At 69.5% G+C, this 13,664-nt stretch carries 11 protein-coding genes and 1 tRNA gene; 4 read left to right on the top strand and 8 right to left on the bottom strand.

Features of this window, described 5'->3' with window-relative positions; translation table 11 throughout:
- Positions 1-51: 51 nt before the first annotated feature.
- Positions 52-819 (bottom strand): biotin--[acetyl-CoA-carboxylase] ligase, encoded by a 768-nt coding sequence (locus tag WDU93_RS05145; protein ID WP_337318260.1) that lies wholly within the window; start codon positions 817-819, stop codon positions 52-54.
- Positions 816-2,105, bottom strand: a complete 1,290-nt coding sequence (locus tag WDU93_RS05140) for a CDP-glycerol glycerophosphotransferase family protein (RefSeq protein WP_337318257.1) — start codon at positions 2,103-2,105, stop codon at positions 816-818. Before WDU93_RS05140 ends, WDU93_RS05145 begins: the two co-directional genes overlap by 4 nt.
- A 112-nt stretch (positions 2,106-2,217) precedes the next feature.
- Here WDU93_RS05140 and WDU93_RS05135 point away from each other — a divergent pair, with 112 nt between their 5' ends.
- A complete protein-coding gene (locus WDU93_RS05135; RefSeq protein WP_337318473.1) occupies positions 2,218-3,270 on the top strand; it encodes a glycosyltransferase family 2 protein in 1,053 nt (350 codons plus the stop codon).
- 21 nt (positions 3,271-3,291) lie between these two features.
- On the opposite strand, the gene WDU93_RS05130 is transcribed toward WDU93_RS05135, so the two are convergent.
- From WDU93_RS05130 to WDU93_RS05120, 3 genes are read right to left on the bottom strand one after another with little or no spacing between them, the layout of a single operon-like run.
- A complete protein-coding gene (locus WDU93_RS05130) occupies positions 3,292-4,728 on the bottom strand; it encodes a CDP-glycerol glycerophosphotransferase family protein (protein WP_337318255.1) in 1,437 nt (478 codons plus the stop codon).
- Positions 4,725-5,975 (bottom strand): CDP-glycerol glycerophosphotransferase family protein, encoded by a 1,251-nt coding sequence (locus WDU93_RS05125; RefSeq protein ID WP_337318253.1) that lies wholly within the window; start codon positions 5,973-5,975, stop codon positions 4,725-4,727. Before WDU93_RS05125 ends, WDU93_RS05130 begins: the two co-directional genes overlap by 4 nt.
- 49 nt (positions 5,976-6,024) lie before the next feature.
- Entirely contained in the window at positions 6,025-7,590 is a 1,566-nt protein-coding gene (locus tag WDU93_RS05120) for a S1C family serine protease (RefSeq protein ID WP_337318251.1), read from the bottom strand.
- Positions 7,591-7,686: 96 nt separating this feature from the next.
- Between WDU93_RS05120 and WDU93_RS05115 the strand changes: the two genes are divergently transcribed.
- On the top strand, positions 7,687-8,886 hold the full coding sequence (locus WDU93_RS05115) for an aminotransferase class I/II-fold pyridoxal phosphate-dependent enzyme (protein WP_337318249.1): 1,200 nt from the start codon (positions 7,687-7,689) through the stop codon (positions 8,884-8,886).
- A gap of 4 nt (positions 8,887-8,890) precedes the next feature.
- Here the strand turns inward: WDU93_RS05115 and WDU93_RS05110 are convergent, their stop codons facing one another.
- The gene (locus WDU93_RS05110) at positions 8,891-9,703 is read right to left on the bottom strand and encodes a carbon-nitrogen hydrolase family protein (RefSeq protein ID WP_337318247.1); all 813 of its coding nucleotides are present in this window, start codon (positions 9,701-9,703) and stop codon (positions 8,891-8,893) included.
- Between the two features lie 80 nt (positions 9,704-9,783).
- Here WDU93_RS05110 and WDU93_RS05105 point away from each other — a divergent pair.
- Together WDU93_RS05105 and WDU93_RS05100 are read left to right on the top strand one after the other, a co-directional pair.
- A tRNA-Met gene (locus WDU93_RS05105) sits at positions 9,784-9,857 on the top strand.
- 75 nt (positions 9,858-9,932) lie between these two features.
- Positions 9,933-10,310 (top strand): SMI1/KNR4 family protein, encoded by a 378-nt coding sequence (locus WDU93_RS05100; RefSeq protein ID WP_337318245.1) that lies wholly within the window; start codon positions 9,933-9,935, stop codon positions 10,308-10,310.
- 8 nt (positions 10,311-10,318) lie between these two features.
- On the opposite strand, the gene WDU93_RS05095 is transcribed toward WDU93_RS05100, so the two are convergent.
- Both WDU93_RS05095 and WDU93_RS05090 read right to left on the bottom strand, forming a co-directional pair.
- On the bottom strand, positions 10,319-10,507 hold the full coding sequence (locus WDU93_RS05095) for a DUF1918 domain-containing protein (protein ID WP_337318243.1): 189 nt from the start codon (positions 10,505-10,507) through the stop codon (positions 10,319-10,321).
- Positions 10,508-10,667: 160 nt separating this feature from the next.
- Positions 10,668-13,583: a UPF0182 family membrane protein gene (locus tag WDU93_RS05090; protein ID WP_337318241.1), complete on the bottom strand. Its 2,916-nt coding sequence runs from the start codon at positions 13,581-13,583 to the stop codon at positions 10,668-10,670.
- Positions 13,584-13,664 lie beyond the last annotated feature (81 nt).

Raw genomic sequence — 13,664 nt, 5'->3', positions numbered from 1 at the left:
GCCCGCCCTGGCGGACACCGCGGCGACCCGGCAGGGTGTGTCAGCGGGTGCTCAGAGCGCGCGCACGTGCACGACGTCTCCGGCAGCAACGGCATGCGCGCCGTCTGCGGCGTCGACGACGAGGCGGCCGTGTGCATCCAGGCGCCGGGCGACGCCCTGCAGCACGTCGCCGCCGGGCAGCGACACCCTGACTTCCTGGCCGAGCGTGACGCACCGCTCGGTGACGGCGGCATGCAGGCCAGAAGCCAGCGCATCCGGTGCCGCGGCCAGCGCGGAGACAGCCGCACCCAGTGCCTGCACATAGTCGGCGACGAGGCGGTCGGAATCGGCGTCCACGCCGAGCGCGGCGAAGGAGGTCGCGGTCTCGACCGGCAGCTGCTCCGGAGTCATCGCGGTGTTCACGCCAGCGCCGACGATAACCGCATCCGCGGTGGCCTCAGCGAGGATGCCGCAGATCTTGCGCCCGTCGACGAGCACGTCGTTCGGCCATTTCACCCCGACGTCGTGACCGGGAAGTTGTGCCGCGACGGCATCCGCCATCGCCTGCCCTGCCGCGAGCGGAATCCATCCGCGCGCGTCGAGGGAGGCCGGCAGCTCCCGCAACAGCACCGAGATCGCCAACGCCGAGCCGGCCGGGGTGACCCAGCTGCGATCCAGGCGCCCGCGACCTGCCCGCTGGTCATCGGTCAGCAGCACCGACAGGTGCGGCCACTGATCGCTCGCGGAGGCGGCGCGCAGTTCGGCGTTGGTGGATGCACTGTGCTTCACCACCGCGAGCCGCGCGGCGGCGGCCTCGGTGAGCGGAAGAGAGGCGATCACAGTTCGTCCTCCTCTTCCTTCTCTTCCTCGTCGTCATCGTCTTCGTCTTGGGCGACGGCGCCGAGTTCATGGTCGCGCCAGTCCTGCCAGCGGTTCATCAGCTCGGCGATCGCGGCGTGGAACTTCGTCGTCGCCGCCCCCTCAGTGGTGTCACCGAAGTAGTGCTGCACCCACATGCGCAGTCGCGCGGTGGCCGCGTCGTCGGCGCGCACGCGCTCGACCTCGGCCACGATGTCGCCCGCGCCGTCGACGGTCAGCCACTCGCAGTCGGCCAGATAGCCCTTGGTGTCGATCGAGGCACGCTCGTCGGCCGGACGCGTGATCAGCAGCGGTTTGCCCGCGGCGAGCCGGTCGTAGACCATCGCCGAGATGTCGACGACGGCCACGTCGGCCGCGGCCAGCTGCCAGCCCAGTTCCGGACCGTCGTCGTAGACATGCTGCGCCGAGGGGTCGGCCGCGTTGGCCTGGGCGATCGCGGTGAGGATGCGGCGATGCGCGGCGCCGTACTCGTGGTCGACGACCCCGCTGCGCGGGTGCGGTCGATACAGCACCCGGTGGGTTCCGGTGGCGAGCAGCGCCGAGACGAGCGCCTCGCCGTGGGTCGCGATCGACCCGTAGTGCGCCGATGGGCGGTCGCCCTCCCAGGTGGGGGCGTAGAGCACGACGGTGCGCTCGTCGGGGGTGTAGGGCAGCGTTCCCGAGTAGTGATCGGCCTGAGGGCGACCGATCTCGATCGTGCGGGCGTCGACGTCGTAGTCCCACAGCGTGCGCGAGAGCCGGTCACGCGCGGCCTGGCCCGCCACCAGCGCGTAGTCGTACGCCTTGTACTGGTTGGTGGTCATGTACATCTTGTCGGACTCGCCATGGTTGATGAACACGTGCCAGCGGCGGCCGTAGCGGAACATTTGGAAGTTGCGCGTGTTCTGGTTCACGTACAGGACGATGCGGATGTCCTGCTTGGCGATGAACCGCTCGAGATCCCGCACCGTGGGCACGAAGGCCACGGGCGGAGCATCCTCGGCGAGCAGCTTCTCGGCACCGGTCGCCGTGCGGGAGAGCACCACGACGGGCCAGTGCTCGGCGAGGCGCGCGAGCGGACGGTACCACTGGCGCATCTGGTACATGTTCACGTCGCCGTCGGCGAAGTACACCGCCACCTGATAGTGCCCGCGCGGATGCGGGGGCATCGACGCGAGCGTCCGGCGCACGCGCTGCACGGCGCTGCGAGAGGCCAGCGCCTTACGCAGCAGACGATAGGCCTTCTTGGTATCAGAAACCACACTCACCCATCCAGGGTACTCAGCCGCACACGGATGACCGTCTCCGAGACAGCCGACGACGTTCGTTCAGGTGGCCGGTAACGTGCCGTGACATGATCGACATGTGCACGACAACGACATGACAGCCGACGTCGGCGTCTCCTTCGTCATGCCGGTGTTGAACGAGCGCGACTACCTCGAACATGCCGTGGCCTCGGTCCTGGCGCAGGATGTTGACGGCCCGACCGAGCTGGTGCTGGCCCTCGGTCCGTCCACCGACGGCACGACCGCTCTGGCCGAAGCACTCGCCGCCGCCGACGCGCGCATCCGCCTGGTCGATAACCCGGCCGCGCACATCCCGGTGGGGCTCAATGCCGCTATCAGGGCGAGCCGGCACCCGATCGTGATCCGGGTCGATGCGCACTCCGAACTCTCCCCGGGTTACACGCGCCGCGCGATCGCCACGCTGCGCCGCACGGGAGCGGCCAACGTCGGCGGCGTGATGAGCGCCGATGGGCGCACCGCATTCCAGAAGGCGGTCGCGCGCCTGTACAACTCCCCCGTCGGGCTGGGCGGCGGCGCCTACCACGGCGGCGCGCGCGAGGGCGAGGCGGAGTCGGCCTACCTCGGCGTCATGCGCCGCGAGGTGCTCGACGAAGTCGGGCTGTTCGACGAGTCCATCCGCCGCGGCGAGGACTGGGAGCTGAACCTGCGGATCCGGCAGGCCGGCCACCTGGTGTGGTTCGACCCGGAGCTGTCGGTGACGTACTGGCCGCGGGAGAGCTGGTGGCGCCTGGCGCGCCAGTTCCACGCCACTGGCGCATGGCGCGGCGAGCTCGTCCGGCGCTACGGCCGCAGCAATGGCCTGCGCTACTTCGCACCGCCCGCGCTGGTGGTCCTGCTCGTCGTCGCCGCAGTCGTCGGCGCGCTGCAACTGACCGGCGTGCTGCGCGGCATCCTCAGCCTGATCGCCTCGCTCGTCTACCTGCCGCTGGTCGCGTACGCACTGCTGGTGATCGCCGTCGGGCTCGCGCCGGGCAAACGCAGCGTGCGCGAGCGCCTGTGGATGATGCTGGTGCTGCCCACCATGCACCTCTCGTGGGGCCTCGGTTTCCTCGCCGGCGTGCTGCGAGGTGCCGGCGACATCGTCGACGCATCGCGACTGGGCGATCGCAACACGCCGCTGCCCTGAGCCGCCCGGGAAGGCGCCCGGTCAGGCCGTGAGCCAGCCCTGGTCGAGGATGCGGGACACCACGCGTTCTGCGGCATGCCCGTCGTCACGGCGATTGAACTGCGCCTGCCACGCCGCGTAGCGCTGCGCGTAGGCGACCGGCACCTCCCGGTCATCGAGCGCGCGCACGAGATCGTCCTGCGTGCGCACCAGCGGGCCCGGTGCACGCTCGGCGAGGTCGAAGTAGAAGCCCCGTAGTTCTCCGCGATAGTGCTCGAGATCGGGCACCAGGAAGAACATCGGCTTGCCGGTGACGCTGTAGTCGAACATCACCGACGAGTAGTCGGTGATCAGGGCGTCAGCGGCGAGCATGAGCTGAGCGGTCTCGGGGTAGCCCGTCACGTCGATCACACGGGCGCCGGTGCTGTCGTGCCCCGGGTCGATGGTGCGTGAGTGGCCGCGGACGAGCACGACCGCATCCGCTTCGGCGGCGAGCGCCGCAGGGTCGATGAAGTCGACCATCTCGGTGCGGTCATCGCGCCACGTGGGCGCGTAAAGCAGCACCCGCTCGTCCTCGCCGATGCCGAGCGCCGCACGCACGGCGGCGGCGTCACCGCTGGTGAGCACATCGTTGCGCGGATAGCCCTCGACCCAGATCGGCTTTCCGAAGAACGCGTACGCCTTGCGCAGCACGCGGGAGGCGTAGAGGTTCTGCGCCAGAAGGACGTCCCACCGGCGCGATTCCTTGACCACGGCGGCCATCCGGCGCGGGTGGAAGCCGGGGCGGTGCAGCGCCAGGCGCTTGAGCGGGGTGCCGTGCCAGGTCTGCAGCACCCGCTGGCCCGGCTTTCGCACGAAGCGGCGGCGCAGCCAGTCGTTGACGATGAGCATCCGCGCCTCCGAGCGCGCCCGCCACCACTCGGGCGTGCCCTCGACCACGGCGACAGCGCCCTCCGGCACGGCCACGGAGAGGTCCTTCACGCTCCAGTACCGGTTCACGGCAGGGGCGCGGCGGGCGAGCTCGCGGTCGATCGCGCGCGGATTGCACCCTGCGCTGTGGCCGTAGAAGCTCTCGAAGAACACGGCGTTCTCGCCGCCGCCCGGCTGCGCCGTGTACCGCTCTTCCAGGGTCGACTGCCCTTCCGCCGTCTCGAAGACCGGGTCGATGGGGCCCGCCACCACGGCGCGGCCGCCGCGGACTTCGACGCGCAGCCGCTCGAGCAAGGTGGGCGCGAGGGCCACATCTTCGAGGTCGACACCGTCGATCTCGATCGTGTACTCCCCCGTGGGCAGCGGAAGGTCGGCGCCGCCCCAGCGGGCCAGATGCAGCGGGAAGGTCGCCTTCCACGTCTTGCCACCGCCGGTGAGCTTGGCGTGCACAGAGGCACGCGGACCGCGCAGGGTGGCGGATGCCGGGCGCGGCCCGGCCCCGGCGATCACGAGCGCTTCGGTGGGCTCGTCGACGCGGGCGTCTGTCATCGTGCTCCCTTCGGCGCGGGGACTCCCCGCGCGCGGATGGCCTGGTACACCCGGCGGCTGTTGTGACCGTCGCGGTGCGCATGCATCTGAGCGCTGAGCGTAGCGGAACGTGCGGAACGCTCCTGCCACACGGCGGCATCGCCGAGCAGCTGGTCGAGCTGTTCGGTCGCTTCGGCCCAGGTGCGGGCGTGGTCGGTGCCCGCAACGTCCTCGTAGCGGCCATAGAACCCGCGCTCCCGTGCGTAGTCCTCCGCGTCGGGGGCGAAGTAGACCACCGGCATCGACAGCAGTCCGACGTCGTAGGCGAGAGATGAGTAGTCCGTGATGAGGGCATCGATCCGCGGCAGCGCCGGGGTCACGTCGGGCAGCAGCTCTGCACCCAGCATCCGCACCCGTCCGCTCGACCAGGGCGGGGAATACGCCCCCTCCCCCAGCGGGTGCGAGCGGATGAACAGCACCGCGTCATGCTTCTCGAGCAGCGCGACGATCCGCACCCATTCGGCGGCGCTGGGGACGGCCGGGTCGGCGGCGCCGTCACGCCAGGTGGGTGCGTAGAGCAGTGCCCGCTGCCGGCGCAGCAGGGGGCCGGTGCGGGTGAGCAGGCCGGTGGCCGCCTCTCGCCTCTCGGCGGAGGTACCGGCCGAGAGCACGTCGACGCGCGGTTCTCCGGTGACCACCACCCGGTCATCCCCCAGCCCGAAGGCCGACTCCAAGCGGCCGCGGGAGCGGTCGGAGGCGGCTGGAAGCACGCGAATGCGCTGGGCGGCCCCGCGGTAGAGACCCGCGATGACCCGTCGCAGCAGCGGCGCACCGGGAAGCCGCGGCACCTGCACGGTCGCCGGCGAATCCAGCCCGATCCGCTTGAGCGGAATGCCGTGCCACAGCTGCACGGTGAAGGCGTCTGAGCCGCCGTAGCGGTTCACATCGCCGAGCCCGTGGGTGACGACGAGCACTCCGGCCCGCGCGGTCGCCCACCAGCCGCGCAGGCTGTCCCGGGGGATGCTGCGGATGCCGCGCTCCCTGGCGTCTGCGACCTCGCGCGGGTTGCGGGTGAGCCAGACGGCCCGGTGTCCGGCATCCGTGACGACGGTCCACATCGCCAGCGCACCGTCGCCGATGCCCGCCCCGCACCCGAACACCCACCGGTCGCCCCGCGGGACGACCCAGGTGCCTATGCGTCCGGCGGCATACAGCGGCAGTCGCAGCAGTTTGGCCGCATTTCCACGGCCGAAAGAGAAGGACGCCACCCGCAGAGCCTATCGCGGGGTGGCGTCCTTCCCTGGACGGAACCGGGGATCAAAGCTGGAGCTCGCCCAGGGTGACGTCGGCCTCGTAGGTCTTGCCGCCGCGCACATAGGTGACGCTCGCGTAGCTGTCCGCAGCCGCGCCGCGCACCTGCGCCGTGAGGTCGGTGGCGTCGGTGATCGGGTGGCCGTTGAACGAGGTGATGACGTCGCCCGCCTTGATACCGGCCTCGGCGGCCGCGCCGTTCGCGGTGGCCTCGACGACGTACGCGCCGGCGACGGTGGCATCCTCGATCGAGGCCGCATCGCGCACCTGCGCACCGAGCAGACCGTGCGTAGCCGCGCCGGTCTCGATGATCTCGTCGGCCACGCGCTCGGCGATGTTCGACGGGATCGCGAAGCCCACGCCGATCGATCCGGACTCACCGTTGCTGCCGCCCGCGGTCGCGATGGCGACGTTGATGCCGATCAGTTCGCCCTTGCTGTTCACGAGAGCGCCGCCCGAGTTGCCGGGGTTGATGGCGGCATCGGTCTGGATGACAGAGATCGAGATCGACTCGGTCGCCTGCTGGGTGCCCATACCGGGGATGTCGAACTGGAACGGGCCGCCCTCGGAGTCGTCCTCGGGCTGCTGCGACTCGTCTTCGGTCTCCGGCACGGCCGAGGACGCGATCTGGATGCTGCGGTTGAGCGCGCTGACGATGCCGGTGGTGACCGAGTTCGACAGGCCGAGCGGTGCGCCGACGGCGACCGTGGTGTCGCCGACGTTGAGGTCGGCCGAGTCGCCGAACTCGATGGGCGTGAGGTCGCTCGCGTCAGTGAGCTGGATCACGGCGAGGTCGTAGATCGGGTCGGTGCCGACGATGGTCGCGTCGTAGATGCGGCCATCCGAGGTGGTGACGCGGATGCTGGGGTCGGAGGCGGCGCCGCCCAGGGTGACGACGTGCGTGTTGGTGAGCACGTAGCCGTCCTTGGAGATGATGACGCCCGATCCGCTGCCGGACTCGGACTCACCCGCTACCTCGATCGTGACCACCGAGGGCAGAACCTCGGTGGCGACGGCGGTGGCCTCGTTGACCGAACCGGGGTTGTTGACCGTCACGGTGCCGGGGCCGGTGGCGCCGGCCGAGACGGGGTTGTTCAGCACCTGCTGGGCGATGGCCGCGCCGCCGAAGCCGGCGACACCGCCCACCAGCGCTGCCGCGAGGATGAAGCCGGCGATCTTGACGGGGCCGTTCGACTTCTTCGTGGTCGTGGCCGTCGCGGGCGCTGCCGCGAGGGTCGGGTCGATCGGCAGCGTCTGGCCCTGGGTGGGCACGCCCTGCGGCGAGGACGTGAAGGCGGCGCCCTGCGGCTGCGCCGGGGCCTGGTGCTGCGGCTGGCCGTACGGCTGCTGCGACGGCTGGCCGTAGGCCAGGGTCTGCGCGGTGGCCGGGGCTTCGAAGCGCGGCGCCTCGGCGGGCTGCTGCGCGGCCGGGGTCTGAGCGGTGGGGGTCTCGGGCGCCGAGGTGAAAGTCGGGGGAAGGTCGTGCCCGCCAGCGGCGGGGGTTGCGGGCGCCTCGTGGGCGGCATCCGCGCCGTTCGCGGATTCGCCCTCGGGGGTGTTGTTCTCGTTCATGTGTGCTCCTTCACAACGCCCTATCAGAGTGACGGGTGATGCTGTGCGTTTCATATGGCGAAGATGGATGTCCCCTATGGTCTTAGCCTGTTCTCCATGAGTGTGATTCCTGGAGCGTGGCGGCGGACGGCGGCGGGCGCGGGGCTGCTCTCGCCCACGGGCGAGGTCGCACCGACGATCTTCGCAGAGATGTCGGCCGCCGCGGTGCGCACCGGTGCGATCAACCTCGGCCAGGGCTTCCCCGACGAAGACGGCCCGCGTGAGGTGCTCGAGGCCGCGCGCGAGGCCATCGCGGCCGGTGCGAACCAGTATCCGCCGGGGCGCGGCATCCCCGATCTGCTCACGGCGATCAGCGAGCACCAGCAGCGCTTCTATGGGCTCGACGTCGACCCGGGCCGCGAGGTGATCGTGACCGCCGGCGCGACCGAGGCGCTCACAGCCACGCTTCTCGCCCTCATCGACTCCCCCGACGACGAGGTCGTCGTGTTCGAGCCGTACTACGACTCGTATGCGGCAGCGGTTGCCCTGGCGGGTGCCCGCCTGCGTACCGTGCCACTGCGTGCCCCCGACTTTCAGCCCGATCTCGATGAGCTCGCGGCCGCGGTGACCGACCGCACCCGCATCATCCTCATCAACGACCCGCACAACCCCACCGGCGCGGTGTTCGGACCCGAGGTGCGTGCCGAAGTGGTGCGGCTGGCCGAGCGGCATGACGCGGTCATCGTCACCGACGAGGTGTACGAGCATCTCTCGTTCCACGCGCCGCACATCCCGATCGCCACCGTGCCCGGCGCAGCCGCGCGCACCCTGACGATCTCGTCAGCCGGGAAGACCTTCTCGACGACGGGATGGAAGATCGGCTGGGTGCACGGCCCCGCCGACCTCATCACAGCGGTGCTCACCGTGAAGCAGTACCTGACCTACGTGAACGGCTCTCCCTTCCAGCCGGCGATCGCTGTGGGGGTGCGCTTGCCGGATGCATACTTCACCGACGCCGCGGCCGCGCTGCAGCGCAAGCATGCCTTGCTCGGTGCCGCTCTGACGGATGCCGGGTTCACCGTGCACCCACCCCAGGGCGGGTACTTCACCGTCGCCGACGCGACCGCACTGGGCGGCGCGGATGCCGCCGCGTTCTGCCGGGAGCTCCCCGAGCGGGCGGGCGTGGTCGCGATCCCGCTCACGGCGTTCGTCGCGCGCGAGCACCAGGCCGACTACGCCGGGCTGGTGCGGTTCGCGGCCTGCAAGAGGGTCGAGGTACTCGAAGAGGCCGCGCGGCGCCTGCAGGCGCTCGCCTGACGGGTCAGTTCTTCGGCACGACGGCGTAGCGCCGCAGGCGCAGCGCGGGGTTGGCCGCACGCACGCGTGTGATGACCTCAGGGTCGACGGAGGCCACCGCGATGCCCTCGCCGGAGCCGACACCCGCGATCACGACACCCTGGGGGTCGATGATCTGCGAGAGCCCGACGCCGATCGACCCGGGGTGGTCGGCGGCGATCACGTAGCACGTGTTCTCGATCGCACGGGCGGCGAGCAGGGTCGTCCAGTGATGTTCCTTGAGCGGGCCGCGTACCCATTCCGCCGGGACGAGAATCGCCTCGGCTCCCTGGTCGATGAGGGTGCGGGCGACCTCAGGAAAGCGCAGGTCGTAGCAGGTCATCAGACCGAGTCGGATGCCGGCGACGTCAAAGGTGGCCGCGGCCGCCAACTCCCCCGCCTCGATCCAGTCGGACTCGGTCTGACCGAAGGCGTCGTAGAGGTGCTGCTTGCGGTACACGGCCTGGATGCCGTCGCCGCGCACGGCGACGAGGGTGTTGCGTACGCGTCCGCCCTCGGATGCCCGCTCGACGAGTCCGGCGACGATCACGACCGCGTAGTCGGCGGCGAGCGCGGCCAGGGTGGCGACGAAGTCGCCGTCGAGGTCTTCTGCGTTCGCGGCCAGTGACGCATCCATCGGGTCGACGAAGTAGCTGGAGTACTCCGGCAGCACCACCACTCGCGCTCCGCGCGCGGAAGCCTCAGCGACCAGATTTGCTATGCGGTCGCGGTTGTCCTCGCGCGACGCAGTCGGCGCGAACTGGCAGACCGCGACGGGCAGGGCGGCGGATTCGGTCATGCCCTCATCCTCCCCCATCGCGGCTCTCATGGCCTCGATTAGACGACCCTCCAGATCCGTGCTAGAGTCATCTCTTGTGCCGCGGGGTGGAGCAGTTCGGTAGCTCGCCGGGCTCATAACCCGGAGGTCGCAGGTTCAAATCCTGTCCCCGCAACAAAATGAAGGCCCGGATCCTCGGATCCGGGCCTTCTGCTTTGCCCGCCGCGAGCTGCGCACATACAGTGGCGCCATGGCTTTCCCCGCCTCCGAGCAGATCATCGCAGCCGCCGAGAACACGCTGAGCCGGAGTCTGCCCGACGGGTTGCGCGGCCGTCTCCTGGCCGACAACGGCGGTCAGGTCGTGGACGGCGACCATCACGCCTGGACGCTGCATCCCGTGCTCGACAGGACCGATCGCAAGCGACTGACCCGCACCGCGAACGACATCGCCCGGGAGACCCGCAGCGCGCGGGAATGGGCTGGATTCCCACCGGAGGCGATCTCGATCGCCGCAGACGACTACGGCAACCGGCTCGTCCTCCTCCCCGGATCCGACACCGTCTCCGCCTGGGACCACGAGACGGGTGCGGTCGAGGCCGTCACGATCGATTGGACTCGGCGCGGCTGAACGGCGCGTCAGTCCGCCCGGTGCTCCAATTCGCAGTCGGGCCCCGGGAAGATCAAGCTCTCGTGGCCGTCGTCGAAGCGGATGAGGAACGGCGGCCCGGAGTCCTCACCGCGTACCTCCAGCACCTCGCCGTGCCGTTCGACGTGCCCCACCCGCGCACCGTGGATGACCACGCGCGCGCCCACGGTCACTCGCATGACGCACTCCCCTCTCGAGACGTCGCAGGGTTCGTGGCATCCATTCTCCGCGCCTGAAGGTGGCAACGCCAGGGCACTGTGCACCGCAGACGCGAACTGTGCACCGCGGACGCGAGAGGGCGCCTCCCGCAGGAGGCGCCCTCTCATGGTCGAGCGGCGATCACTCGCTGGCCGCGGCCTCTTCCAGCTCGAGCAGCTTCTCGACCGCTGCGGTGAGCTTCTTGTCTTCGGCGGCGAACTTCTCGAGGTCGCCGGCCTTCAGCGCCGCGTCACGAGCGGCCATGGCATCACGGGCGTCATCCAGCGCCGCCTGACGCTCATCCGTGCTCGGCGTCGACCCCTCCTCAGGATCGGTCGGCGTCTCGGGATCTGTCGGTGACTCGGGATCGGTGGGCGTCACCTCTTCGTCACCGCCGGCTGCCCCGGCGTCGCCGCCGAAGAGCGTGTCCAGCGCCTCGGTGAGCGTGTCCTCGAAGGCCACCCGGTCACCGAAGGCGACGAGCACCTTGCGCAGGTTCGGGAGCTTGGTGCCCTCGGAGGACTGCACGTACACCGGCTGCACGTAGAGCAGACCACCACCGACCGGCAGGGTGAGCAGGTTTCCGTAGGTCACGTCCGACTTGCCCAGCGAGAGCACGTTGAGCTGATCGGCTATCGCGGTGTCGGAGTCGAAGGTGTTCTGCACCTGACCGGGACCGGGCACGGTCGTCGCCGTGTCGATCTCGAGCAACTGCAGCTGCCCGTAACTGTCGGCCTTCACCCCGGCCTTGTTGCCCGCGTCGGAGTCGACAGCCAGGTACCCCATCAGCACCTCTCGGCTGTCCTCACCCTGCGCGGCGGGGATGAACGTCGAGAACATCGAGAAGCGCGCCGAATCCTGGCCCGGCATCTTCATCGACAGGTAGTACGGCGGCTGGAGCTGGTTCTCGTTGCGCGGGTCATCCGGCGTCTGCCACCGGTTGTCCTCCTGCGCGAAGGAGCGGGCATCGTCGATGTGATAGATGCCCAGCACGTCGCGCTGCACCTTGAACAGGTCGGTCGGGTAGCGGACGTGACTCATCAGCTCACCCGACATCTCGCTGATCGGCTTGACCGTCGTCGGGTACACCTTCTGCCAGGCCTGCAGGATCGGGTCCTCGTCCTCCCAGGCGTACAGCGTCACCGACCCGTCGTACGCGTCAACCGTTGCCTTGACCGAGTTGCGCATGTAGTTGACCTCGTCGAAGGCGACGGCCGAGGCCGGCGTCTTCGAGTCGGCGATCGCATCACGCAGGCTCACCTTGGTGGAGTACGGGTAGGTCGCGCTCGTGGTGAATCCGTCGATGATCCAGACGATGCGGCCATCCACGACGCTCGGGTACGGATCGTTGTCGAGAGTCAGGTACGGGGCGACCTTCTGCACACGGGTCTTCGGGTCGCGGTCGTAGAGGATCTGCGACTCAGGGTTCACCAGGTCAGAGAACAGGATCTGCTCAGACTGGAACTTCAGCGCGTAGAGCAGCTTGGTGAACGTGTTGCCGATCTGCGGACCACCGTCGCCGTTGAACGTCGTCTTGGTCTCGTTCGCGCCGTCCTCACCACGCGGGTAGTCGATCTCGACCGGCTCGGTGCCCTCCGGGGCGCCGACGATCGAGTACTCGGGCGAGCTCTCGCCGAAGTACACGCGCGGCTCGAAGTTCTCGCTCGCCGTGAGGAACCCGGAAGACGGGATGCCGCTCTCGAGGAACACCGGCTCACCGTCGCTGGTGCGCTGGTTGCCGGCCATCGCGACCATGCCGTAACCGTGCGTGTACACGGCGACGCGGTTGTTCCAGCTGTCACCGCCACCGAGCTTGGACATGTCCAGGTCGCGCACGGCGACCACGGTGTCCTGCATCTCGCCGTCGATCTCGTAACGGTCGACGTCGAGCGGCTGCGGGAACTGGTAGTACGCGCGGTACTGCTGCAGCTGGCGCACGGTGGGGCCGATGACACTCGGGTCCATGACGCGGACGGATGCCGTGGTCTCGGCGTCGTCGCGCAACTGGCCGGGTTCGGTGTCGGTCTCGGCGGTGAACGGCGTGACCGTCATGTCGGCGACCCCGAAGGCCTCCTTGGTGCTGTTGATGTTCCGCTCGTAGTACTCGGCCTGGTACGCGTTCTGGTTCGGGCGCACCTGGAAGGTGGTGACCACCCACGGGTAGCCGACGCCGACGACCAGCGAGGCGACGAGCAGCAGTGCGGTCGCCGCCAGCGGGAAGCGCCACCGGCCGATCACGGCCGTGACGAAGAAGAGGATCGCGACGACGGCGGCGATGATGGACAGGATCGCCAGACCCGGGATCGTCGCATTGGCGCCGGTGTATGCGGCGCCGGTGATGCGGTCGTCGGGCGAGACGAGTGTCAGGTAACGGTCGAGCCAGAGACTCACGGCCTGAACCAGCAGGTAGAGACCGGCCAGGACGGCCAGCTGCACGCGCGCGGACTTCGACACCCGCAGCTCTCGCTGACCGATGCGCACCGAGCCGTACAGGTACGACACGAGCGCCGTGATCAGCAAGCACAGCAGCAGCACGGCCGAGACGAAGGCCAGCAGCGACGAATAGAACGGCATCGCGAACAGGTAGAAGCCGGTGTCGACGCCGAACTGCGGGTCGAGCGTGTCGGTGGTCACGCCGTTGGCCCAGAGCCACGCGGTCTGCCACTGGCCGGCCGCGGCGAAGCCCGCGAAGATGCCGAAGAAGACGGGCATGCCCCACATCGCCAGGCGACGCAGCGGCTCGATGACCTCCTGGTAGCGGTCAAGCTGCGAGCTCAGACGCACGTAGACCGGTCGCAGCCGGTACGCGAGCTGGATGCAGACGAAGATCGGCACGGCCATGCCGAGGAAGCCGATCACGAACATCGTCGCCGTCGCGATCCACTGGGTGGTCAGCACGGACGCGAAGTCGAGCTGGTCGAACCACAGGTACTCGGTGTACAGGGAGGCGAAGACGAAGAAGGCCGCGATCAGGCCCGCGATCGCGGTGAGCGATATCGCGAGGATCCGTCGAGACGTGCTGGGCGTGGCCGGTGTCGGCGCTGAGGTCGTGGTCACTGTTCCATCCTAGGCAGGGTGGTCGGACACGGGGCCGCCGTACGCTGAGCGCGGAACCCGCCCTTCGTCTCGCTGCGCTCG

It is taken from the genome of Microbacterium istanbulense (genome assembly GCF_037204145.1).
Classification (GTDB): Bacteria; Actinomycetota; Actinomycetes; order Actinomycetales; family Microbacteriaceae; genus Microbacterium; species Microbacterium istanbulense.
This window is presented reverse-complemented; position numbering and strand designations above follow the sequence as displayed.

Excerpts from the sequence above, each read along its gene's own strand:
- WDU93_RS05135 (WP_337318473.1), top strand. The coding sequence starts at position 2,218 with ATGACAGCCGACGTCGGCGTCTCCTTCGTCATGCCGGTGTTGAACGAG.
- WDU93_RS05130 (WP_337318255.1), bottom strand. The coding sequence starts at position 4,728 with ATGACAGACGCCCGCGTCGACGAGCCCACCGAAGCGCTCGTGATCGCC.
- WDU93_RS05120 (WP_337318251.1), bottom strand. The coding sequence starts at position 7,590 with ATGAACGAGAACAACACCCCCGAGGGCGAATCCGCGAACGGCGCGGAT.
- WDU93_RS05115 (WP_337318249.1), top strand. The coding sequence starts at position 7,687 with ATGAGTGTGATTCCTGGAGCGTGGCGGCGGACGGCGGCGGGCGCGGGG.
- WDU93_RS05110 (WP_337318247.1), bottom strand. The coding sequence starts at position 9,703 with ATGACCGAATCCGCCGCCCTGCCCGTCGCGGTCTGCCAGTTCGCGCCG.
- WDU93_RS05100 (WP_337318245.1), top strand. The coding sequence starts at position 9,933 with ATGGCTTTCCCCGCCTCCGAGCAGATCATCGCAGCCGCCGAGAACACG.
- WDU93_RS05095 (WP_337318243.1), bottom strand. The coding sequence starts at position 10,507 with ATGCGAGTGACCGTGGGCGCGCGCGTGGTCATCCACGGTGCGCGGGTG.